Source organism: Aeromicrobium sp. NPDC092404 (assembly GCF_040684095.1).
GTDB lineage: Bacteria > Actinomycetota > Actinomycetes > Propionibacteriales > Nocardioidaceae > Aeromicrobium.
This window is the reverse complement of sequence record NZ_JBFBFI010000001.1, coordinates 246,222-268,308: the sequence shown is the minus strand read 5'-3', so window position 1 is coordinate 268,308 and position 22,087 is coordinate 246,222. Positions and strand designations below refer to the sequence as shown.

Annotated in this window: 22 protein-coding genes and 3 tRNA genes; 14 read left to right on the top strand and 11 right to left on the bottom strand. The window is 69.6% G+C overall.

Features of this window, described 5'->3' with window-relative positions:
- Positions 1–77: 77 nt before the first annotated feature.
- The 3 genes from AB0N22_RS01460 to AB0N22_RS01450 form a co-directional block, all read right to left on the bottom strand.
- Complete coding sequence (locus AB0N22_RS01460) at positions 78–1,727, bottom strand: GTPase (protein WP_364635071.1); 1,650 nt, start codon at positions 1,725–1,727, stop codon at positions 78–80.
- Positions 1,724–3,439, bottom strand: coding sequence for a dynamin family protein (locus tag AB0N22_RS01455; protein WP_364635068.1), 1,716 nt, complete (start codon positions 3,437–3,439; stop codon positions 1,724–1,726). The genes AB0N22_RS01460 and AB0N22_RS01455 overlap by 4 nt, the downstream gene beginning before the upstream one ends.
- 103 nt (positions 3,440–3,542) lie before the next feature.
- Positions 3,543–4,730, bottom strand: coding sequence for a PrsW family intramembrane metalloprotease (locus AB0N22_RS01450; RefSeq protein ID WP_364635065.1), 1,188 nt, complete (start codon positions 4,728–4,730; stop codon positions 3,543–3,545).
- Positions 4,731–4,822: 92 nt separating this feature from the next.
- Between AB0N22_RS01450 and AB0N22_RS01445 the strand changes: the two genes are divergently transcribed.
- Positions 4,823–4,896 (top strand) — tRNA-Arg (locus tag AB0N22_RS01445).
- A 69-nt stretch (positions 4,897–4,965) separates the two neighbouring features.
- Here AB0N22_RS01445 and AB0N22_RS01440 read toward each other — a convergent pair.
- Entirely contained in the window at positions 4,966–5,847 is an 882-nt protein-coding gene (locus tag AB0N22_RS01440) for a LysR family transcriptional regulator ArgP (RefSeq protein ID WP_364635062.1), read from the bottom strand.
- Between the two features lie 70 nt (positions 5,848–5,917).
- On the opposite strand from AB0N22_RS01440, the gene AB0N22_RS01435 reads away from it, so the two are divergent.
- From AB0N22_RS01435 to AB0N22_RS01425, 3 genes are read left to right on the top strand one after another with little or no spacing between them, the layout of a single operon-like run.
- On the top strand, positions 5,918–6,544 hold the full coding sequence (locus tag AB0N22_RS01435; protein WP_364635059.1) for a LysE/ArgO family amino acid transporter: 627 nt from the start codon (positions 5,918–5,920) through the stop codon (positions 6,542–6,544).
- Complete coding sequence (locus tag AB0N22_RS01430; protein WP_364635057.1) at positions 6,541–6,921, top strand: CrcB family protein; 381 nt, start codon at positions 6,541–6,543, stop codon at positions 6,919–6,921. Before AB0N22_RS01435 ends, AB0N22_RS01430 begins: the two co-directional genes overlap by 4 nt.
- Positions 6,918–7,277, top strand: coding sequence for a CrcB family protein (locus AB0N22_RS01425; RefSeq protein ID WP_364635054.1), 360 nt, complete (start codon positions 6,918–6,920; stop codon positions 7,275–7,277). The genes AB0N22_RS01430 and AB0N22_RS01425 overlap by 4 nt, the downstream gene beginning before the upstream one ends.
- A 62-nt stretch (positions 7,278–7,339) precedes the next feature.
- Here AB0N22_RS01425 and AB0N22_RS01420 read toward each other — a convergent pair whose 3' ends face one another.
- Positions 7,340–8,104: a thioredoxin domain-containing protein gene (locus tag AB0N22_RS01420; RefSeq protein ID WP_364635051.1), complete on the bottom strand. Its 765-nt coding sequence runs from the start codon at positions 8,102–8,104 to the stop codon at positions 7,340–7,342.
- 134 nt (positions 8,105–8,238) lie between these two features.
- Between AB0N22_RS01420 and orn the strand changes: the two genes are divergently transcribed.
- Both orn and AB0N22_RS01410 read left to right on the top strand, forming a co-directional pair.
- A complete protein-coding gene (orn, locus tag AB0N22_RS01415) occupies positions 8,239–8,862 on the top strand; it encodes an oligoribonuclease (RefSeq protein ID WP_364635048.1) in 624 nt (207 codons plus the stop codon).
- Positions 8,863–8,923: 61 nt separating this feature from the next.
- Positions 8,924–8,999: transfer RNA gene (locus AB0N22_RS01410), tRNA-His, on the top strand.
- Between the two features lie 42 nt (positions 9,000–9,041).
- On the opposite strand, the gene AB0N22_RS01405 is transcribed toward AB0N22_RS01410, so the two are convergent.
- Together AB0N22_RS01405 and AB0N22_RS01400 are read right to left on the bottom strand one after the other, a co-directional pair.
- A complete protein-coding gene (locus AB0N22_RS01405) occupies positions 9,042–9,815 on the bottom strand; it encodes a DUF4097 family beta strand repeat-containing protein (RefSeq protein ID WP_364635045.1) in 774 nt (257 codons plus the stop codon).
- Positions 9,815–11,563: a glycerol-3-phosphate dehydrogenase/oxidase gene (locus AB0N22_RS01400; RefSeq protein WP_364635042.1), complete on the bottom strand. Its 1,749-nt coding sequence runs from the start codon at positions 11,561–11,563 to the stop codon at positions 9,815–9,817. Before AB0N22_RS01400 ends, AB0N22_RS01405 begins: the two co-directional genes overlap by 1 nt.
- Before the next feature lie 104 nt (positions 11,564–11,667).
- Here AB0N22_RS01400 and AB0N22_RS01395 point away from each other — a divergent pair, with 104 nt between their 5' ends.
- Complete coding sequence (locus AB0N22_RS01395) at positions 11,668–12,333, top strand: histidine phosphatase family protein (RefSeq protein WP_364635039.1); 666 nt, start codon at positions 11,668–11,670, stop codon at positions 12,331–12,333.
- A 120-nt stretch (positions 12,334–12,453) separates the two neighbouring features.
- Here AB0N22_RS01395 and AB0N22_RS01390 read toward each other — a convergent pair whose 3' ends face one another.
- Positions 12,454–13,440, bottom strand: coding sequence for a pirin family protein (locus AB0N22_RS01390; RefSeq protein ID WP_364635036.1), 987 nt, complete (start codon positions 13,438–13,440; stop codon positions 12,454–12,456).
- 147 nt (positions 13,441–13,587) lie between these two features.
- On the opposite strand from AB0N22_RS01390, the gene AB0N22_RS01385 reads away from it, so the two are divergent.
- The 5 genes from AB0N22_RS01385 (at position 13,588) to AB0N22_RS01365 (ending at position 16,910) form a co-directional block, all read left to right on the top strand.
- Positions 13,588–15,108 carry an NAD(P)/FAD-dependent oxidoreductase gene (locus AB0N22_RS01385; protein ID WP_364635033.1) on the top strand — a complete coding sequence of 507 codons (1,521 nt, stop codon included), beginning with the start codon at positions 13,588–13,590 and terminating at the stop codon, positions 15,106–15,108.
- A gap of 32 nt (positions 15,109–15,140) precedes the next feature.
- Positions 15,141–15,213, top strand: a tRNA-Lys gene (locus tag AB0N22_RS01380).
- 80 nt (positions 15,214–15,293) lie between these two features.
- Positions 15,294–15,632, top strand: coding sequence for a TraR/DksA C4-type zinc finger protein (locus tag AB0N22_RS01375; protein WP_364635030.1), 339 nt, complete (start codon positions 15,294–15,296; stop codon positions 15,630–15,632).
- Between the two features lie 73 nt (positions 15,633–15,705).
- Entirely contained in the window at positions 15,706–15,987 is a 282-nt protein-coding gene (locus tag AB0N22_RS01370; protein ID WP_364635027.1) for a zf-TFIIB domain-containing protein, read from the top strand.
- Positions 15,988–16,061: 74 nt separating this feature from the next.
- A complete protein-coding gene (locus AB0N22_RS01365; protein WP_364635024.1) occupies positions 16,062–16,910 on the top strand; it encodes an NAD(P)H-binding protein in 849 nt (282 codons plus the stop codon).
- Here the strand turns inward: AB0N22_RS01365 and AB0N22_RS01360 are convergent.
- Positions 16,907–17,509, bottom strand: a complete 603-nt coding sequence (locus AB0N22_RS01360; protein WP_364635021.1) for a hypothetical protein — start codon at positions 17,507–17,509, stop codon at positions 16,907–16,909. The two genes, AB0N22_RS01365 and AB0N22_RS01360, sit on opposite strands and share 4 nt — an antisense overlap.
- A 35-nt stretch (positions 17,510–17,544) precedes the next feature.
- On the opposite strand from AB0N22_RS01360, the gene AB0N22_RS01355 reads away from it, so the two are divergent.
- The gene (locus tag AB0N22_RS01355) at positions 17,545–17,841 is read left to right on the top strand and encodes a DUF503 family protein (protein WP_364635018.1); all 297 of its coding nucleotides are present in this window, start codon (positions 17,545–17,547) and stop codon (positions 17,839–17,841) included.
- A gap of 7 nt (positions 17,842–17,848) precedes the next feature.
- Positions 17,849–18,463, top strand: coding sequence for an FMN-binding negative transcriptional regulator (locus tag AB0N22_RS01350; RefSeq protein WP_364635016.1), 615 nt, complete (start codon positions 17,849–17,851; stop codon positions 18,461–18,463).
- Positions 18,464–18,527: 64 nt separating this feature from the next.
- On the opposite strand, the gene AB0N22_RS01345 is transcribed toward AB0N22_RS01350, so the two are convergent.
- Both AB0N22_RS01345 and AB0N22_RS01340 read right to left on the bottom strand, forming a co-directional pair.
- The gene (locus AB0N22_RS01345; protein WP_364635013.1) at positions 18,528–19,700 is read right to left on the bottom strand and encodes a hypothetical protein; all 1,173 of its coding nucleotides are present in this window, start codon (positions 19,698–19,700) and stop codon (positions 18,528–18,530) included.
- Positions 19,701–19,998: 298 nt separating this feature from the next.
- On the bottom strand, positions 19,999–21,879 hold the full coding sequence (locus tag AB0N22_RS01340; protein ID WP_364635010.1) for a hypothetical protein: 1,881 nt from the start codon (positions 21,877–21,879) through the stop codon (positions 19,999–20,001).
- Between the last annotated feature and the right edge of the window lie 208 nt (positions 21,880–22,087).

The following is a 22,087-nucleotide window of genomic DNA, read 5'->3' as shown; positions in this document are numbered from 1 at the left end:
CTCGCGTCCACGCCCGGGCGGGGACACCGCAGGACGTACGACCTGTGGACAGGTCGCGTCGCCGGCAGGGCTGTGGATCAGGCCAGCGCTGCGAGGATGCCGGCGCGGTAGGCCGCGTAGGCGTCGAGCTCGGTCTGGATCGGGGCGATGACCCGCTCGGCGGTCACCCGGTCGATCGCTTCGCGCAGCTGACGATCCGCCCGCTTGGCCTTGCGACGGCCGCCGATGCGCGAGGCCAGGCTCGACAGGAGCGAGAGCAGGAGTCCTCCGACGAGACAGCCCCCGGCCACGACCGCCGCGACCGGCGCTCCGCCGACCTCGCCGAGATCGGGCAGGTCGAACGAGACGAGCTGCTGGATGCCTTGGGCGGCCAGCCAGCCGAGACCCGCGACGAGACCGAGGAACAGCAGGAGCTGGACGACCTGGACGATGCGCCACCAGATCGCCGGCTTGGCCACGCCGAGGCTCGTCTCGTGGATCGCTCGGTCGAGCGCGTCGATGATGTCGTCGCCGGGTGGGTTGGACGCGTCGCGGATCGCGTCACGCCACGGCCGCTCGAGACCGACGGACGCCTTCTCGGCAGCGTCGCGGATCGCGAGCTCTGCATTGGCCCGCTGGACGTTGCCGGTCTCGGGAACGGCAGCCCGCGCCAGCGCCGACATCGACAGGTCGTCGCCGAGGCCCAGCTCGCTGAGCGGGTCCTTGCGCAGACCACGGAGCCAGCGCGTCACCGGCCACCCGGTGCGCTGCGCGGCCCGCCGCCGGGTCGACCGCGAGACCGCGTCGACGATCTGGGGCACGCCCGCACACTCGAGGAGCGCCTCGTCGAGCGCCTGGCGGTCGACCGGGGTCAGTCCCGGCGCGTCGCTGGTGCCGCCGACCTGGGCGATGACGCCGGCGGCGGCGGAGATGTCGGAGGACAGGCGCGACTTCGCCGACGACTTGGCGCGGATGCGGCTCGCCATCTCCCGCTTGAGGTCCTCGACCCCGTCGCCGCGGGTGGCCGACACCCCGATGACCGTGACGTCGGGCAACCCCTCGTCGGCAAGGATGCGCCGCACGTCGGTCAGGGCCCGCTCACGTTGCTCGAACGGGATGCGGTCGATCTGGTTGAGGACGACCAGCGTGACGTCGGCGTAGGACGCCATGGGCCGGATGTAGCGGTCGTGGATCGCGGCGTCGGCGTACTTCTGCGGATCGAGGACCCACACGAGCAGGTCGGCGTACTTGATCAGCCGATCCATCTCGAGGTGGTGGGAGACCTCGGTCGAGTCGTGGTCGGGCAGGTCGAGCAGCACCAGCCCGTCGAGCCTGGTGTCCTCGGCGGAGTGGTCGAGCATGCTCATGCGGGACACCTGGTGGCGAGCCGGGATGCCCATCCACTCCAGGAGTCCCTGCGCACCATCGGGTCCCCAGGCGCAGGCCAGTGCCCACGAGGTCGTCGGGCGGCGGACGCCGACGCCGGCGAGCTCGAGGTCGGTCAGCGAGTTGAACAGCGACGACTTGCCGGACCCCGTGGCCCCGGCCAGCGCGACGATCGTGTGGTCACCTGACAGCGTGAGCCGCTCCGCCGCTCGGTCCGACAACATCTCGGCCGGTGCCAGGATCTCGGGGTCGATGCGGCCCCGGCTGGCCTCGACGGCCTTGGTGAGCCCGTCGAGCCGGGACGCGACGTCGTTCCGACCGCCGCCGAACACTGCTTCGGCGGCTTCGCTCGGCGCTGTCATGACGTCGTCTCTCCGTTCAGGAAGTCGGCATGTCGAGCGTATTCGGCCTGACGTGCGGATTCGCGGAGGACGCCCTGGTGGGCCTTGACGGTGTCGGGTGACTCGACGAGGTCGAGGAAGCGCTGCGCCTCGCCCTCGAACAGGGCGGCGACGCGTGACTCGAGGTCGGCCTGCGCACGGGCGGCAAGCGACTCGACGACCTCCGCACCGAAGATCGCGTCGAGCAGCTTGTGGCCCAGCGCAGCGGTGCCGCCGGCCTCCTTGCCCTCGCCGTTGCGCGAGAACATCACGATCATCAGGGCGACGCCGATGCCGTTGACGCCGAACGCGAGGAATCTCGCGGTCATGCGCTTGTCGGCACCCTCGACGCGGACGAGCTCGAGCACGGCCTGGCGCCAGTCGTGCACCACACGCTCGGCTCGCACGCGGAAGTCGCGCGAGGCGCGGTCGATGCCGCGGTTGGCGTCGAGCAGCGTGCGGCCCGCAGGGCGGGTCGCCCAAGAACGTGACGCGGCCTCGGCGGCGGCCTCGGCGTGCTCGACCAGCAGCATCTGCACGCCGGTCTCGATCGCCTCGACGACCTCGGTCGAGCGCGTGCGCTTGCCGGTCACGCCGTCGACGAACCGGTCGCGGATGCGGCTGACCTTCTCCTCCACGGAGCGCAGCAGCTCACCCGTGCCGACGAACTCCTGCCACCGCGCCAGCACCTCGCCCTTGAGCACCGTGCCGTCGGTGACCTGCACCGAGAACGTGTCGACGGCCTTGCGGTAGATCGTGTCGATGTCGCCGTGCAGCACCTCGGACGCGGCGATCTGGGCATCCATCGCATCGGCGACGTCGTGGGTGCGCAGCACGACGTGGCGGACCGCGCCGTCGAGCGTACGGGCCATCACCATCTTGCGGGCGGCCGGATCGGCGGCGAGCTCGTGCAGCCAGACGACGATCGGCGAGACCGCGTCGCGCGGCAGGAGACCGTCGGCGTCGACACCGGACTCCGGGACGGTGAACAGGGGCGAGTCGGACAGGCCTCGTGACGTCATCATGCGCGCGAGGTGGCCTCGCACCTCGATCACGGCGTCGGCCGTCGTGCGGTCCAGCACGACTGCGACAGAGGTGCTGCGCTCGGCCGCCTGGCGGAGGTAGTCCCACGGGACCTGGTCGGCGTAGCGCGCCGCCGAGGTGACGAAGAGCCACAGGTCGGCGGCGGCGAGGAGCTGGGCGGCGAGCTCGCGGTTGCCCCGGTCGATCGAGTCGACGTCGGGTGCGTCGAGGATCGCCAGCCCGCGCGGGATCTTGGCCGACGTCGCCAGCCGCAACGCGTACGTGTCGTTGCTCGGCACGTCGGTGCGCGGGAGGTCGGGCAGGATGCGGTCGGGCAGGAACCACTCGGCATCGTCGGGGTGATGCACCAGCACGGGCGACCGGGTCGTGGGGCGCAGCACGCCTGACTCGGTGACCCGCTCGCCCACGAGCGAGTTCACCAGGGTGGACTTGCCGGCGCCGGTCGAGCCGCCGACGACCGCCAGGAGGGGCGCGTCGAGCTGCACGAGACGGGGCAGGACGTAGTCGGACAGCTGGTCGGCGACCTTGGCCTGGGTGCCCCGGGCCACGTCGACGCCCTCGACCTCGAGCCGCAGCGTGATGTCACGAACGCTGGACAGGAGCTTGCTCATCGCGCCAAGGAGCTCGGCCGAAGCGTGTTCGCTGGCCACTGGGTGCTCCTCTCGTCGACGATCGTCTTGTGCGCATGGGTGTCTGTGCACAGATTAGTGGACGAGAGGGCACTTCGCCGCCACGCCTCGTGCAACGCGGGGGTCAGGAGTGACGCGCGGTGCTCTGCAGGGCAGGCGGGAATCGCAACATGGGTCGCAGCTCGTACATCGCGTCGAGCAGGGCGTACGTGCGCTCGACCCCGCGCGGGATGACCCGGCCGCTCATCAGGGAGTCGTGCAGGAACGCCATCTCGGTCGCCAGGCGCTGGTATCGCGTCACGACCTGCGCCGCGACCTTGCCGTCGTGGTCCTTGGCGTAGCGCCGCGCAGCCTTGCGATAGCCGAAGCGCGACAGGTAGGGGATCTCGGCCGGGTGGATCCAGCCGCGCTGCGCGACGTACGACAAGGAGCGCTCGAGGATGCGGACCTGCCGGTTGCGCACGATGATCGCCAGCACGGTCAGGCCGACGAGGACCACGGCCAGCGCGAGGTAGGCGAGGATGAAGCCCAGCCCGCCGCCGTAGCTCAGCGAGCCGTTCCACAGGGCGTGCAGGCCGATGCTGACGACCAGGCCGGCGAAGCCGATCAGCACCTTGAGGATCTTGGACTTACGACCCGCGGCCAGGCCGATCGCGATGCCGAAGGCCGAGGTGAACAGCGGGTGCGCGAAGGGGCTGAACAACCCCCGCACGACGAACGTCGTCGTGACCCCCTCCGCTCCCGCGACCTGGATGTCGGGCGAGCCGAGGTAGCTGCTGGCGTAGTAACCGATGTTCTCGATGAACGCGAAGCCGATGCCGACGATGCCGGCGTAGATGAGCCCGTCGAGGAAGCCGTCGATGACCCTTCGGGCGCGGACGAACGTCAGGATCAGGAACAGGCACTTGGCCGGCTCCTCGGCCAGGGGCGCGATGAACGACGCCATCTCCTTGTCGCTGAGGTTCCAGGTCTCCTGGATCCAGAGCTCCAGCGCGAGCGCGATCGCGACGGCTATGACACCGCCCCAGACGAAGGCGGCGAACTTGTAGCGACGGGGCTCGGGCTCGTAGCGGTCGAGCCACCAGTAGACGAGCAGCAGCAGCGGCAACGGGATGACGGCGAACAGGATCGACAGTCCGGACCCCGTCGCGTCACCGTCGCTCCCCCGCCAGGCGATCCACCCGGCACCGGCGACCCCGACCACGGCCACGATGGCGAACAGCGCGATCAGCGCGGTGCGACCCCTTTGGCGGATGGCCTCGCGGTACTTGGGCAGCGCGGGCGGAATCGCGGCGGCAATCGCATCTGTCACCCGCAAATCGTAGGGCATGCTCCCCCGGCCGGTGCTGGTCCACGTGCCGGGCGACCTGCGCCGATAGGCTTGGGGTCGGGTCCACGACCCGAGCGCCCGTAGCTCAGCCGGATAGAGCAAGAGCCTTCTAATCTCTAGGTCGCAGGTTCGAATCCTGCCGGGCGCGCACACCCAGCGTGCGGTTCCCTCGGAACTCCCGGCGCTCAGGATTCGGGGAGGAAGGCGCTCCGCGCGCTCACGTCAGGTGCGTGCGAGCGGCCTCGCGGATCGCCTTCGCGGTCGCCTCCAGCGCGGGGGTCTGCAGCGTCCATTGCTGCCAGTGGAGCGTGACGTCGACGTGCCGCCCGGGGTCGATGTTGACGAGCTCACCGGCGGCCTCCCTCGACCCGGACTGCTCCTTGGGGAGCATCCCCCAGCCCAGGCCGAGCGCGATGGCGTCGGCGAACTGCGACGACGCCGGGACGTGCTGACGGGGCGGAGCGAGCCGACGGCGGCTTCGCTGACGCAGGTAGGCGTCCTGCAGGTCGTCGCTGCGGTCGAACACCACGACCGGCGCGGCGGCCAGGCTCACGGCGTTGACGCCGTCCGCGAACCACGTCGCGGCAAATGCGGGACTCGCCATGGGGCGATAGCGCATGACGCCGAGCCGCGTCGATCGGCAGCCCTGCACGGCAGCGGCGTCCGAGGTGATCGCCGCCATGACCGTCCCGGAGCGCAGGAGGTCGGCGGTGCGACCCTCGTCCTCACGGCGTACGTCGAAATAGGCGGTGCCGCTCAGCGAGGCGAGGGCGGGCAGGACCCACGTCGCCAGCGAGTCACCGTTGACCGCCAGGGGGATCGTCGGCAGGTTCTGCTCAGCCGGATCCACCTCGACGCGTACGTCCCGCACGAGCGACTCGACCTGCCGGGCGAGCCGGAGGTACGCATGACCGGCCTCGGTCGCCTCGGTCGGCTTGGTCCGGCGCACGAGCACCCGGCCAGCCGAGTGCTCGAGCGCCTTGATCCGCTGGCTGACGGCCGACGGCGTGAGGTGCAGGGCTGAGGCGGCGGCGTCGAAGGATCCCTCGTCGACCACGGCCGCTAAAGCCCGAAGCTGCGCCAGGTCGATGTCGCTCACATCAATGATGCTAATGCATCTTTCAGAACATGAACTGGTCTTCAGGCAACGCAGGCCGTTGAATGGACTCATGGATCACGCAGCCCTCGTCGCCACGCTCGCCGGAGCCGGGTTCGGCCTCTCCTTGATCGTCGCGATCGGGGCGCAGAACGCGTTCGTGCTGCGTCAGGGCCTGCGAGGCGAGCACGTCCTCGCCGTCGTGCTGGTGTGCGCCGTCTCGGACGTCGTCCTGATCGCTCTCGGCGTCGCCGGGATCGGCAGCCTCCTCGAGCTGGCACCCTGGCTGGTCGACGCGATGCGGATCGGCGGTGCCGCCTTCCTGCTGACGTACGCGGTGATCGCGGGGCGCCGCGCGATCCGTCCCGGCGCGATCGACCCCGAGACGTCAGGTGCAGCCACCCCCCTGTGGCCCACCGTCACCACCGCCGTCGCCCTGACGTGGCTCAACCCGCACGTCTACCTCGACACGATCCTGCTGCTCGGGTCGATCGCCGGCACGCACGGGGACGAACGGTGGTGGTTCGGCGCCGGCGCCGCGGTGGGCTCCGTCGTCTGGTTCTCGGCGCTCGGGTTTGGTGCCCGGCTGCTCCGGCCGCTGTTCTCCAGGCCGGCGTCGTGGCGCATCCTCGACGCGCTGATCGCCGTGGTCATGGCGGCGATCGCTGCCAGCCTGCTGCACGGTCTAATGGACGGGTGAGGTCCTTTGCGCTCGTCGCCGCTGGTGGAGCTGCCGGGACCCTCGCGCGGCACGGCGTCTCCGAGGCACTTGGCCCTGATCGCCTCTTCCCCGTGGCGACGTTCCTGGTCAACGTCACCGGGTCGTTCGCACTGGGTGCCCTGCTGGCCGTGCTGCTGGTACGCCGAAGGCCAGCACCGTCGGATCGGTTGCGCCTGCTGGTGGGCACCGGCTTCCTCGGCGGCTACACGACGTACAGCGCCCTCGCCGTCGAGACCGACGCCCTGCTGCGGGGCGACCACGTCGCACTGGGTCTCGCGTACGCAGTCGGCAGCGTCCTGGCGGGACTCGTCGCCGCGGGCGCCGGGGTCGCGACCGGGCGGGCGGTCGCGCGATGACGATCCTGCTCATGGCGCTGGCCGGCGGCCTGGGTGCCGGTACGCGTTACTCGCTGGACACCTGGCTGCGCCCCAGGGTCTCCGGCCGGTTCCCGTGGTCGACGCTGCTGGTCAACGTCAGTGGATCGCTGGTGCTCGGCATGATCGTCGGACTCGGTGCCGACGACTCCTGGCACGCCATCCTCGGCACGGGGTTCCTCGGCGGCTACACGACGTTCAGCGCCGCGAGCGTCGAATCGGTGCACCTGGCGCTCGATCGCCGCTACGGCGCCGCGGCAGTCAACGCCGTCGGCATGCTCGTGCTCGGCGTCGCCGCGGCATCGCTCGGGTACGCCCTGGGCCGCGCCCTGCGCTGAGAGTGACGTTCTTGCGGCGACACGCCGGGACGGCCGGCAAGAACGTCACTCCCAGCGGGAGGTCAGCCCTTGGCTGCGGCCGTGATCGCGGCCTGGAGGTTCTCCGGGGTCGGCGTCTCGACCGTCTTGCCGTCCACCTGGATGGTGGGCGTCGCCGAGACGTCGGCGGCGCGGGACGCCTCAGTCGCGTCGACGATCCATGGGACGAAGCGTTCGGTCTTGATGCACGTGTCGATGCCGGTCACGCCGACCTGCTTCGCCATGTCGATCAGTCCACTGTCCGGCATGCCGTCGGTGCCTTCCTCTGGCTGGCTGGCGAACAGCGCCGCATGCATCTCCTTGAACTTCTTGGGACCCGACTCCTCCATGACGCACATCGCCGCGCTGGCGGAGCGGCTGGAGTACTTGTTGCCGTTGCTCGCCCGGTCCAGGAACGAGATCGGACGGTACTCGACGGTGATGTCACCCTTCGCGACGGCGTCCTCGAGGAAAGCCCCGCTCTGCTCCTCGAACGAGCGGCACGCCGGGCACTGGAAGTCCTCGTAGGCGACGACCTTGACCGGGTTGCTGGCGGGCTTGCCTGTTGCGACCTCCGTCGTGTACTCGACGCCGTAGTCCTTGGTGACGCCCGGCGGGGTGATGAGCTCCTTGTTGGTCTCGTTCTTGTCGGCCTCTTTCTTGACGGCCCACCCGCCGACCGCGATCAGGGCCACGACCACCACGACGATGCCGACCGTGATCAGGTTGCGCTGCTTGCGGTCGGCCTTCTCGCGTTCCTTGCGCATCTGCTCCGCGCGGGCGGCTCGCTGCTGACGATCGTTGCTCACTGGTTTCTCCTGGGTCGGGCGGTCACCATGTGACCAACGCGGCTCGCTCGTTGAAGGTTCCATCAGACCTTACCGGGGCCGTCGCAGGGCGGCGTCGACATGTGGCGTCTGCGGACCGTACTAGTGTTCAGCGGGTGAATGACAAGCTGGTGTGGATCGACTGCGAGATGACCGGACTCTCGCTCGAGACCGACGCATTGGTCGAGGTGGCCGCCCTGGTCACCGACTACGACCTCAACGTCCTCGGCGAGGGCATCGACCTCGTCGTCAGGCCTCCGCAGGAGGCGCTGGAGCAGATGAACGACTTCGTCCGCGAGATGCACACCAGCTCCGGGCTGCTGACCCAGCTCGACGCGGGCCTGAGCCTGCGCGAGGCCGAGGAGCAGGTGCTCACGTACGTCCGTGAGTTCGTCAAGGAGCCCCGCCGGGCACCGATGGCCGGCAACACCATCGGCACCGACCGATCGTTCCTCGCCCGCGACATGACCGAGCTCGAGGGCTGGCTGCACTACCGCGTCATCGACGTCTCGTCGATCAAGGAGCTCGCGCGCCAGTGGTTCCCGCGCGCCTACTTCGCGGCACCGGCCAAGGCCGGGCACCATCGCGCACTGGTCGACATCCAGGAGAGCATCGAGGAGCTGCGCTACTACCGCCGCGCAGTTTTCACCCCCGATCCCGGCATCGACACCGAGACCGCCAAGGCCATCGCCGCAGAGGTCGCCGGGTCGCTGACCGGAGAGTCGCAACCTACGGTCTGACCACCCGCGGGCCTGCGTTAGACTTGCCGACGCCGTGTCGGGCGCATGCCCGGCACGCGTGGTGGGCGTAGCTCAGTTGGTAGAGCACCGGCTTGTGGTGCCGGTGGCCGCGGGTTCAAGTCCCGTCGTCCACCCCACGAAGACCCCCGTTCCGCGAGGAACGGGGGTCTTGTCGTTCGTCACCGGTTGGCGAGCCTGATGTCGCCGCTGTCGGTCGTCGCGCGGACGATGCCGCCGCCGTCCTGGTCCCCGCCGAGGGCGTTGGTGACGTCGCCGTCCATCGAGTTGACGATCTTGCCGGACTTGGAGGACACCACGACGGAGTACTTGCGCTTGCCCGAGGGGACCGTCGCACGAATGTCCCCGCTGTCGGTCTTGGCCTTGAGCCCGAACGGCTGCGTGGCGAACGTCGCGCTGATGTCGCCGGAGCCGGTGTCGGCCTGGAACTCATCGACCCGCAGGTCGGTCACCGCGACGTCGCCGCTGCCCGAGGTCACCGTGAGGACGCCCTCGGCCAGTGAGGCGGCCTTGACGTCGCCCGACGTGGTCTTGACCACGATCGGCAGCCCCTTGGGCACCTCGAGCGTCGCCGTGACACCGCATCCCGGGGACAGCCAGGTCTGGCAATCCGACACGATCTTGATCTCGTTGCCGCGCCGACCGAGCTGGTAGTCGGTCTTGCGCAGCCCTGACGTGATGCGGGCACGGACGCGGACCACGCCCTCCTCGCCCTCCACCAGGCGTACGTCGGCCGAGCCGGCGTTGATCACGAGCTGGGCGATCTGCCCCAGCTCCACGTCAGCCGTTGCCACCCGGGTGTCCCGCTTGACCAGCGAGGCGCCCACCACGAGCCCGCCGAGGATCAGCACCGTCACGATGGTGCCGATCACGGTCAGCAGCGTGCGCGACGCCGGAGAGCGGACGTCGTAGTCCGCGACGGTCTCCTCCGCCATCAGGCGGACTTCGCCTTCGTCGACGTCGTGGCGATCGGGACGACGTCCTCGGCGCCCATGCGGGCGGCGTCGGCGGTCTCGTCGTCGGGCATCGTCTGGCTCTCGCGCTCGGCCTCGACCCGCTTGAGGTAGTGGTCCACCTCGTTGTCGCGCTGGGCGTCGGTCCAGCCCAGCACCCCGGCCATCAGCTCGGCGACCTCGACCGCCACGTCGACGCCGCGGTCGAACGTCTCGATCGAGATGCGGGTACGGCGGGCGATCGCATCGTCGAGGTGACGCGCACCCTCGTGCGTCGCGGCATAGACGATCTCAGCGCGGAGGTAGTCGTCCGCACCCGTCAGCGCCTCGCCGAGGTCCGGCCGCTCCTTGATGAGGTCGAGCAGCTCATGTGTGAGGGACCCGTAGCGGTGCAGCAGGTGCTCGAGCCGGCCGACCCCGATCCCGCTCGACGAGGCCAGCATCTGGCGCTGGTTCCACACGGCCTCGTAGCCGTCGGCGCCCAGCAGCGGCACGTCCTCGGTGCACGACTCCGGCACCTTGCGGTCGAGCAGCGTCGACATGCCGTGCACAGCCGCGTCGACGGCGTCCTTGGCCATGACCCGGTACGTCGTGTACTTCCCGCCGGCGATCACGACGAGTCCCTTGACGCTCGTGCCGACGGCGTGCTCGCGGGACAGCTTGCTGGTCGCCTCGTCCTCGCCGGCAAGGAGGGGACGCAACCCGGCAAAGACGCCCTCGACGTCGTCATGGGTCAGCGGCTCGACCAACACCGAGTTGACGTGCTCGAGCAGGTAGTCGATGTCGCTGCGGCTGGCGGCGGGGTGGTCCTTGGACAGCGACCAGTCGGTGTCGGTCGTGCCGATGATCCAGTGCCGGCCCCACGGGATCACGAACAGCACCGACTTCTCGGTGCGCAGGATCAGTCCCGACTCGCCCCGGATGCGGTCGCGGGGCACGACCAGGTGGACGCCCTTGCTGGCACGGACGTGGAACTGGCCGCGCTCGGACGTGAGCGCCTGGGTCTCGTCGGTCCAGACCCCGGTGGAGTTGATGACGGCCTTGGCGCGGATGTCGAACTCGCGGCCTGACTCGAGATCCTTGACGGTGGCACCGGTGACGCGGCCGCCCTCACGGAGCAGCCCGACGACGCGCGTACGACTGGCCACGTGGGCGCCGTAGGCCGCCGCGGTCCGTGACAGGAACATCGTGTGACGGGCGTCGTCGACCTGGCCGTCGTAGTAGTGGAGGGCGCCGACCAGCGCGTCCTTGCGGAGCGCGGGCATCATCCGCCGGGCGCCCCTGCGGGTCAGGTGGCGGTGCAGCGGGACGCCCTGGCCGTAGCCCGACGCCTTGCTCAAGGCGTCGTAGAGGGCGACGCCGGAGCCGGCATAGACGCGCTCCCAGACCCGGTGGGTCAACGGATAGATGAAGCCGACCTCGCGCACGAGGTGGGGTGCGAGCTTCTGCAGGCTGAGACCGCGCTCCTTGAGCGCCTCGGCCACGAGCCTGAAGTCGAGCATCTCGAGGTAGCGCAGGCCGCCGTGCATCAGCTTGCTCGACCGGCTCGACGTGCCGGACGCGAAGTCGCGCGCCTCGACCAGGCCGACCGACAGGCCACGAGTCGCCGCGTCGAGCGCCGCGCCTCCACCCACCACGCCCCCACCGATGACCAGGATGTCGAGCGGGGTGGCCGCCATCGCATCGAGAGCGGCTTGACGGTTCTCGGGTGACAGGGCTACCGATCGCATGCCCCTAGTCAATCAGGTTCACCAACCGGCGGATCTCCGGTGGTTCGGCGCACGGCAGGCGACCCGTACGCGTGCTCCGCGGGCCGCTTCCATAGGCTCGGCACATGCGCTTGATCCTCGTCCGACACGGCCAGACCCCCGCGAACGTCGAGGGCATCTTGGAGTCGACGGTGCCCGGGCCCGGCCTCACGGCGTTGGGCCACGACCAGGCCGAGCAGCTCGTCGACGCGCTGGCGGACGAGAGGATCGACGCGATCTTCGTGTCCTCGATGATCCGGACGCACCTGACCGCCGCTCCCCTGGTGGCTGCCCTGGGCATCGAGCCTGCCGTGCGCGACGGCCTCCGGGAGATCGCCGCCGGGGACGTCGAGGGCAACACCGACGAGGCGTCGGTGCACCAGTACGTCCACACGCTGCTCGCCTGGTGCGCGGGCGACCTCGACGTCCGCATGCCGGGGGCGGAGACCGGCCACGAGGTGATCGCCCGGTTCGACGAGGTCGTCGCCGAAGCCGAGGCGATGGGCGCGAAGACGGTCGTGCTGGTCAGCCACGGCGCGATGATCCGCGCGTGGTGTGCCGCCAGGACGAGCAACGTCGACCTCGACTTCGTCAGCAACCACTACGTCGTCAACACCGGCATCGTCGTCGTCGAGGGATCGAGCGAGGACGGCTGGGAGGTCGAGTCGTGGCTCGGCGAGAGCATCAGCGAGGCCGCCGCGATGGGCGTCGCGTCCGACCACAGCCCCGCCTCGGAGCCGCTCGACGAATAGCCCGGGCCGATCCACCACCCGCTTGGGCGGTGAATCCTCAACCGAAAGCGCCGACATTCGGTGGCGGATCCACCGCCCGCTCGTCATAGGGTTGCGGATCCACCGCCCGACCGCCCGTGGCTAGTCCTGCAGCATCTCGCCGTGCACCTCGGCGTGCGGGACGGTCGGGATCGAGCCGAGACGGCCCTTCTGGAAGTCCTCGAACGCCTGCCGGACCTCGTCCTTGGTGTTCATGACGAACGGCCCCGCCCACGCGATCGGCTCGCGGATCGGCTGCCCACCGAGCAGCACGACCTCGAGCGCCGGGTGGCGGCCGTCCTGTCGCTGGTCGGCCCCGACGGTGATGGTCTCGCCGTGTCCGAGAACCGCGAGCTGGCCGGGCCCGATGGGGCGGCGCTCACGGCCGACGTAGCCGTCGCCGCTCATGACGTAGACCAGGGCGTTGAAGTCCGTGCGCCACGGCACGGTCATCTCGGCCCCGGGGAGGACCGTGGCGTGCACCATCGCCATCGGCGTGTGCGTCGAGCCCGGACCCTTGAGCCCGTCGACCTCACCCGCGATCACGCGCAGCAGCGCCCCGGCGTCTGCCGTGGACCCCAGGCCCACGTCGCCACCCCGGATGTCCTGGTAGTGCGGCGGCAGCCACTTGTCAGCCTTGGGCAGGTTGACCCACAGCTGCAGGCCGTGGAACAAGCCGCCCTTGACCACGAGCCACTCCGGCGGAGCCTCGATGTGCAGGAGCCCGCTGCCGGCCGTCATCCACTGGGTGTCGCCGTCGGTGATCGAGCCGCCACCACCGTGGCTGTCCTGGTGGTCGAAGACGCCGTCGACGATGTAGGTCACGGTCTCGAACCCGCGGTGCGGGTGCCAGGGCGTGCCCTTGGGCTCGCCGGGGGCGTAGTCGACCTCACCCATCTGGTCCATGTGGATGAAGGGGTCGAGCTTGCTGGGGTCGACCCCGGCGAACGCGCGACGCACCGGAAAGCCCTCTCCCTCGTAGCCTTGCGGCGCGGTGGTCACCGACACCGGCGCGCGGTCCTCGGTCTGCGTCGGCGCCGCGATCACGCGGGGCAGGACGGTCCAGTCGGCGACATTCACAGCAGGCATGGGGTGCTCCTTCGTAGGTCTGTAATCTAGTTTAGCCTTCAATCATCGTCAAGCATTCCCCGGACCTCGGCGCGATCCCATTCCCGTGACCGGTCATGTGGCTGACGCGCCCGCGTCCACGGTGGCATTCGGATCTACTGTGGGGCCATGGAACGAGCATCCGAGAAGCAGGACGTCGTGATCGTCGGCGGCGGACACAACGCGCTCGTCGCAGCGACGTACCTTGCTCGAGCCGGCCGCGGTGTCACGATCCTCGAGCGCCAGGCCCACGTCGGCGGTGCTGCGATCAGCGCCCCGGTGTTCGACGGCCTCGACGCGCGACTGTCCCGCTACTCCTACCTCGTGAGCCTGATGCCCCAGGAGCTGATCGACGAGCTCGGGCTCGACCTGGAGCTCCGCTCACGTGACACGGCCTCCTACTCCCCGTACGACGGCGGTGGCCTGCTCGTCGAGACCGAGCCTGGCCAGGCGACCGAGGACTCGTTTCGCGCGCTCACCGGCTCGGACCGCGAGCTGGAGGCCTGGCGCCGGTTCTACGACGAGGTCGCGACCATGGCCGATGCGATCGCCCCCACCCTGCTGCGGCCACTCCCCCACATCGGCGAGCTGCGCGACCGGGTCGAGATGGCCATCTGGACCGATCTCGTCGACGAGCCCATCGGCACGGCGATCGAGCGGCGGTTCGCCGACGACCTGGTCCGCGGTGTCGTCGCCACCGATGCCCTCATCGGCACCTTCGCGTCGCTCCACGACCGCACGCTGGTACAGAACCGCTGCTTCCTCTACCACCTGATCGGCAACGGCACCGGCGAGTGGCGCGTGCCGGTCGGCGGCATGGGAGCCGTGACCGCCGAGCTCGAGAGGGTTGCGCGCGAGGCCGGGGTCGACATCCGCACCAACTGCGAGGTCGACGGCATCGATGCGTACGACGTGGGGGCCACGGTGTGCGGGGACGGCTTCGTCATCGAGACCGACTGGGTCCTGAGCGGCGTGGCACCCTACGTCCTGGCGCGGCTGCTGGGCCGGCCCGCGCCCGTGAAGCCTTCGGGGTCGCAGTTCAAGATCAACCTGCTGGTCTCCCGCCTGCCCGAGCTCAAGTCCGGCATCGATCCCGCGATCGCCTTCGCCGGCACGCTGCACGTCGGCGAGTCGATGAGCGAGCTGGAACGAGCCTACGAGCAGGCCGCTGCGGGGTCGCTGCCCAGCGCCGCAGCAGGCGAGCTCTACTGCCACACGCTCACCGACCGCACGATCCTCGGTCCCGACCTGGCCGACTCGGGCGCGCAGACCCTCACGTACTTCGGGCTGCACACGCCCTACGAGGTGCTGCCCGACGAGGCAGCCGCGGCGACGGCGTACGAGCAGTTCCTCGACGCCATCAACGCCCACCTCGCAGAACCCCTCGAACCTCTGATCCTCGGTGTCGAGCACAAGACCCCCGCTCAGGTCGAGGAGGCGCTGGCGATGCCGGGCGGCCACATCTTCCACGGCGACCTGCAGTGGCCGTGGCTCGAGGAGGACGAAAAGCCCCGGCATCCCGGCGAGCGGTGGGGCGTCGCGACGGACCACCCGCGAGTCCTGCTGTGCGGCAGCGGCGCCCGCCGCGGAGGCGCCGTCAGCGGCATCGCCGGGCACAACGCGGCCCACGCGATCCTCGATTATGAGTGACCGAGGGCGGCTGATAATGTTGCACCCGCTTCGCGGCATTAGCTCAATTGGCAGAGCAGCTGACTCTTAATCAGCGGGTTCGGGGTTCGAGTCCCTGATGCCGCACTGTGAAGGCCCCGTTCCTCGCCGAACGGGGCCTTTGCTTTGCTTGAGGCACAGCACACGACGACCGGGAGGCGGACGAGATGGACCAGGCCAAGGCGCTTGCCCTCCTCGACCACGAGCGCGAGGCTGCGCTGACCATGCTGGCCGCGTTGACCCGCGACTTCGCCGGCGTCGTCGACGCCTCGGTGGACTCCAACGCCGACGACGAGCACGATCCGGAGGGCTCCACGATCGCGTTCGAGCGGTCCCAGCTCGGCGCCCTGATCGAGCAGGCCGAACGCCGACTCGCGGAGATCGACGCCGCTCGAGCCCGCCTCGACGACGGGACGTACGGTCGGTGCGAGACGTGCGGCCGGCCGATCGCCGACGGACGCCTCGAGGCGCGCCCCGTCGCCCGTACGTGCGTGGGCTGCGCCTGACCTGCACCGGATCGCCCGGCACGGGAACTCTCGTCCCGTCCCGGGAGTTGGGCGGGGCAAGGAGGAAACATCCATGAAGTGTCCGACCGACAACGCCACCCTCGTCATGAGCGAGCGGGCCGGCATCGAGATCGACTACTGCCCCGAGTGCCGCGGGGTCTGGCTAGACCGCGGTGAGCTCGACAAGATCCTCGAGCGGGCGACCGCAGACGGGCCGCCGGCTCCCGCTCCCACGCAGGCACCGCCGCAGCAGTACTCCGAGCCGCGCTACGAGCAGCCGCGCTACGACAGCCGGCACCAGCAGCCGTACCGCAAGAAGAAGAAGGAGCACTGGCTCAGCGAGATCTTCGACTGAGCAGGCGTCGACAGGGGCACGTCGTGTGAACCTCGTCACGAAATAGCATCTCGGGTCCCCCGGTTGAGTCAGGCATGAAGATCTTGCTCACCGGGGGAACCGGTTTCATCGGATCAGCCGTGCTCGACCAGCTGGTCGCCGCCGGCCATCGCGTCACCGCCGTCGTCCGCAGCCAGAAGTCCTCGCTCCAGGTGCAGGACGCCGGAGCGACCGGAATCATCGGCGACCTGTTCGATCCGGAGTGGCTCGCAGCCGAGCTCCGCGGTCACGACGCCGCGATCCACACGGCCGCCGGCAGCGACGAGCGCGACGCCACGCTCAACGACGCCGTGATCGACGCCGTCATCGCCGCATTCGGCGGCACGAGCAAGCCCTTCATCCACACCGGCGGGATCTGGGCGTACGGCAACAACCCCGCCATCAGCGAAGCCAGCCCGCTCGATCCCCCCGCCCTCACGGCGTGGCGGCCGGCAGGTGAGCAGCGGCTCCTGGACTCCGGCGTCCGGGCATCGGTCGTCCAGCCCGGGATCGTGTACGGCCACGGCAAGGGCATTCCCGCTCTGCTCAGCCCCGAGCCCGGCATCGTGAGGCTGTTCGGCTCCGGCGAGCAGCACTGGACGACGGTCCACGCCGACGACCTGGCCGATCTGTACGTCCGGGTGCTCGACCAGGCGCCCGGCGGTCGGACGTACATCGGGGTCAGCGGGCACAACCCCACGGTCCGTGAGCTCGGTGAGGCCCTGGGCGGTGCGATCACCGCCGAGACTCCGGAGGCGACCGTCGAGCGGCTGGGCGGCTTCGGCGAAGCGCTCCTGCTCGACCAGCAGGCAAGCGGTCTCCGGGCCAAGACCGAGCTCGGCTGGCAGCCGACCCGCCCGACCCTGGTCGAGGAGCTGCGCGTGGGTTACGAGGCCGCCGCCTAGGCCCGCTCGGCGCCCGTCGCGGGCCCGTCGGGTGAGAGCACCGGGAACCGTCTCGCCAACAGGTCCACCAGCGGGCCCAGCAGCACGATCACCAGGAGCGTGCCGGGTCCGACGGCGGCGCCGCACAGCCACCCCAGCGCCGCTCCTCCACCCTGCACGACGCTGTAGCTCCACATGAACGGCACCGGAGGGTCGAAGGCCAGCGCTGCCGCCTCGGTCGGGCCGGCGCCCGCGTCGACGGCGAGATAGCCCGCCACGCCGACCGCCACGACCGGGAACGACAACGCCAGCAGGATCGCGCGGATCGCCATCGTCTCCGGCTCGTCGAACACCTCGAGAAGTCCCGAGACCACGAACCCGACCACGACTGGTTGCGTGATGGTGCCGAGCCCGGGCGTGAGCCCACGAGCCCAGGCCATGCCGACGAGCACGATCCCCACGACGAGGTTGACGACCCAGAACGTCACCCCGGTGGCGATCGAGAACCCGTTGATCATCGTCGAGTAGCCGTCCGAGCCGAGTGAGGCCAGCAGCAGCATCGCCACGCCGGCACCGAGGACCGCGCACGACACCGTGAGACGTACCAGCTGTGACACCACGAGGCGATCCTCGCAGGCCCTGAGATGATCGATCCATGTGGATCGGCTGGATCGAGTTCGACATCCTCCTCGGCGACGTGCACTCGCTCAAGTCGAAGCGGTCGATCGTCAGACCGCTGGTGGCCGACCTCCGGCGGACGTTCAGCGTCTCGGCGGCCGAGACCGGGAGCCTCGACCTGCATCGGCGGGCCGGGGTCGGAGCGAGCCTAGTGGCGGCCGACAGCCACCACGTGATCGACGTGCTGGACGCCGTCGAGAACTTCGTGGCCGGCCGGCCTGAGATCGAGCTCCTGTCGGCCCACCGGGGACTCAGCAACAGCGACGACGCCTAGGAGCGACATGTACATCCCGCACTTCAACGCGATGGACGACCACGACGACATCCGCGCATTCGTCGAGTCGGTCGGCAGCGCGGAGATCGTGACCGTGGCGCCCGACGGGACCCCGACGGCGACCCTTCTCCCGATCCTCTGGAGCGCCGACGGCGGCACCGTGGTCGCCCACATGGCACGGGCCAACCCCCACTGGCGTGACATCAGGGACGGCGCCCGGTTCCTCGCCATCGTGGCAGGCCCTCAGGCATACATCTCGCCGGCCTGGTACGCCAGCAAGGCCGAGCACGGACGCGTCGTGCCGACCTGGAACTACTCGGCCGTCCACCTCACCGGCACCGCACGGGTGCACGACGACCCGGCCTGGGTCCGTGAGGCGGTGACGCGCCTGACCGACCACCACGAGACGCCGCGCTCCGAGCCCTGGGCCGTCACGGACGCGCCTGCGACGTACGTGGACAAGAATCTCAGGGCCATCGTTGGTCTGGAGCTGTCGGTCGAACGGGTCGAGGCCAAGGCCAAGCTCAGCCAGAATCGTTCAGCGGAGGACCGGGCCGGGGTCGTCGCCGGTCTGCGCGCAGAGGGCGGCGACCCTGCTGTCGCCGACGCGATGCAGACCTGAGGACCCCCGACGTACGAGAAGGGGAGCCGCCGAAGCGACTCCCCTCCACGTGATCAGCTGTCGATCAGTGACGTCCTCCGCGGAAGAACGAACCGATCGCTGCGACGACGTCGCCCACGGCCTCCATGAAGCTGATGGGCTGCGCCGAGGCGTGCACCCGCGTGGTCACGACCGGCTGCGACACCGGCGGAAGGATCAGCGAGTAGCTCGGCATGCCGCCACCGATGGCCGCGTGGGCCACCGGCCTACGACGCATCAGGATGACGAGTCCTGCTGCCGTCATCGGGCCGGCGACCAGCAGCATCCAAAGAGGCAGACCACCTGTGTCGGGCAGGAGCTCGTCCTCCTTGACCGCGGAAGGATCCTCGAGCTCCCTGGGCTCCTCGCCACTGGGCGGCGTCTCGGCGCACTCCGGGTCGTCTGCCGACAACATCGGCAGCACCGTGATCTCCTCCTCGAACGCGAGATCGGTCAGCACATAGCCGACCACAGCCGAGGCGGTCACGACGTAGTCGCCCGGCCCGGTTCCTGCAGGCGTCGACTCGTAGATGACGCCCTCGGTGTCGGGGATCACCAGAGTGCCGTCAGCGGTGCACGTCGGCGGAGTCGCCGTCGGCGGGACCGGCGTGGCGTTGATGAGCTCGACCGGAGGCTCGTCCGGCAGGTCGCAGCCGTTGTTGTAGATCGCCTGGCCCTCGGCGGTCCAGTTGAGTCCCGGGTACTGCTCCCCGTCGAACTCGAACGGCGGGATGATGTCGCCCCATCCCGGCGTCGGGAAGAGGCCACCGGTGTGGCCCGTGTGACCGTGCAGGTCGCCACTCGCGTTGGGCGCGTTCTGCACGTACGGGTTGGTCTCCGACGAGGTGGAGTGGCAGATCGTGATCTTGACGGGCGCGGCAGCCACGACGTCCTCATCCTCGGCCACCACCTCGGCGACGACCGGCTCCTCGACAACGGGCTCCTCGACGACCGGCTCCTCGACCACTGGCTCCTCGACGACCGGCTCCTCGACGACCGGCTCCTCGACCACTGGCTCCTCGACGACTGGCGCCGGGGGCTCCGGTTCTGGGGCCGGCGGCTCCGGTTCTGGCGCCGGCGGCGGAGGAGGCGGTTCCTCCTCCACGTTCTCCGTCGTCTCTGACGACGAGGTGTCGGCGGCCGGTGCCACCGGCTCATCGGCGGTCGCGGGCTGCGCGAGGAACACGCTTGCCGCGATCATCACGAGTACGATCAGCATCTTCTTCATCACACAAACTCCATCCGTGACGCCCCTTGCGGGGACGGTTCGAGTCGTAGTCGGGGGGTTCCTCGGCTGCGTTTCGGTCGCGACAGGAGGGAGTGCGCCGCGACCGTGTCTATATGGGGCAACGGCGCACACCGCGCTCGTGTCACGTCGAATGCCGGCAAAATCACCGGTCTTTCGGGGAGACAGCCAGACTTCATCCTCATGAGCCACGGGCTCTAGTTCGGATGAGCCCCTGGATGCGAAAAGGGGAGCCGCCGAAGCGACTCCCCTTCTCGTGATCAGTGCTTGATCAGCGACGTCCTCCGCGGAGGAACGAGCCGATCGCTGCGACGACGTTGCTCACGGCCTTCATGAAGCCGATGTGCTGCGTCGAGGCGTGCGCCCGCGTGATCCCGGCCGGCTTCTTCACCGGCGGGAGGGTCAGCGAGTAGGTCGGCATGCCGCCACTCGTCGAGGCGTAGGCCACCGGCTGGCGACGCATCAGGATGATGAGTCCGCCGGCCGTCATCGGCCCGGCCACGAGCAGCATCCAGAGCGGGATACCGCCGGTGTCAGGCAGGAGCTCGTCCTCCCTGGCCGGGTCGACCTCGCCCTCGGGGTCGGGGTCCTCCTCGCCGCCGGGCTCCGTGCAGTCGTCCACTGACAGCTGCGCGTCGACCGTGATCTCGAAGACGCTCTGACCGACGAGGACGAACTCCTCGTTGAGCGGCGCCGCGGTGACGACATAGTCGCCCGGACCGGTTCCGTCCGGCGCCGAGGTGTACACGATGCCCTCGGTCTCCGGCAGGATCAGCTCGCCGTCCATCTCGCAGTCGGCCGGGACCGCCGTGGGCGGCTCAGGCGTCACCTCGGTCGGCACGATGCCGGCTCCGTCGCAGGCCCCGTCGTTGTAGAACGCGATGCCCTCAGGCGTCCAGTTCTGACCGGGGTAGTCGACATCGTTGTACGTGTAGGGCGGGATGATGTCGCCCCACTCGATGCCCTGCGCCTTGAGCGTCGGGTTCCAGATCGGGCCCTCGTGCTCCTGGTCGTGACCGTTCGCGACGCCGGCGGTGGCCGGACCGTTCACGACGTACGGATTGACGTTGCTGTTCGTCCGGTGGCAGATCGTGATGTCGACGGTGTCGCACTGCGCACCCGTCAGCTCCTGCGGAATCGCGACGAACTCGAGGAACGGGAACTCCGTCAGGTAGAAGCCGGGCTCGGGAAGGGCAGTCACGAAGACCACGTTCCCGAGGATCGGGATGACGAAGTAGTTGATGTTCTCGTCGTCCTCGAACACCAGCGCGCCGTCAGCCGAGCAGGTCGCCGGCGTCACCGACACGCCCGGGTTGGCCGGCGCGAGTCCGTTGATGATGCACTGCGGGCCGGTCAGCTGCGGAAGGACCTCGACGACAACCTCGAAGTCGGGGTTGGTCAGCTCGTAGCCGATGTCCGCCGTTGCGGTGATCGTGTAGGTGCCCGGGCCGGCGATGGCCGGATCGACCTCGTAGATGACACCTTCGGTCACCGGAAGCTCCAGAGAGCCGTCTGCGAGGCAGGTCGGCGCAGTGGGAACCGGGGCGACAGCGGTGGCCTCGTCGAGCGGCTCCGGGTCCTCGCCCACCGGGGCGCAGCCGTTGTTGTAGATCGCCTGGCCCTCGGGGGTCCAGTTCTGGCCCTCGAAGCTGCCGTCGGCGTTGTCGAACGGCGGGATGATGTCGCCCCAACCGGGCGTCGGGAAGACGCCGCCGTCGTGGCCGTCGTGGCCGCCGAGGATGCCGCTGACGTTCGGGGAGTTCTCCACGTAGGGGTTGGCCTCCGACGAGGTCGCGTGGCAGATCGTGACCTTGATCGGAGCTGCAGCGACGACGTCATCGCCGTCCGCGTTGGGTGCGTTGCCCGACGTGCTCTCGTCGGGCTCGGCCGCGTTGCCGTTGTCGACGGGCGGAGCCTCTTCGGCCTTCTCCTCGGCCGGGGCCTCGGGAGCCTTCTCCTCAGCCGGCGGCGGCGCCTGCTCGGCGGGCGCCTGCTCTGCAGGCGGATCCTCCGCCAGCGGCTCGGCGGCCGGCTCGGTCTGTGCGGGCGCGCTCTCGGCGGCCGCTTCGGTGCCCTCTGCCTCGGCAACTGCGGGCTGCGCGAGGAACACGCTTCCCGCAATCATCACGAGTACGAGCAAGATCTTCTTCATGCTGGATAACTCCATCCGTATCGCCCCTGCACGGAACGGTTCGAGTCGTAGTCGAGGAGAGCCCCCGCTGCGGATGACCGCGGCATCATGGGAGTGCACCGCAGTCTTCCCCCACCCAACTGCATAGAGCGCACCAACGTCACGCCGAACCGCGACCGGACAGCGGTAATTCAACGCTTTTCGGCTGATTTCATTCGGAATGACCATG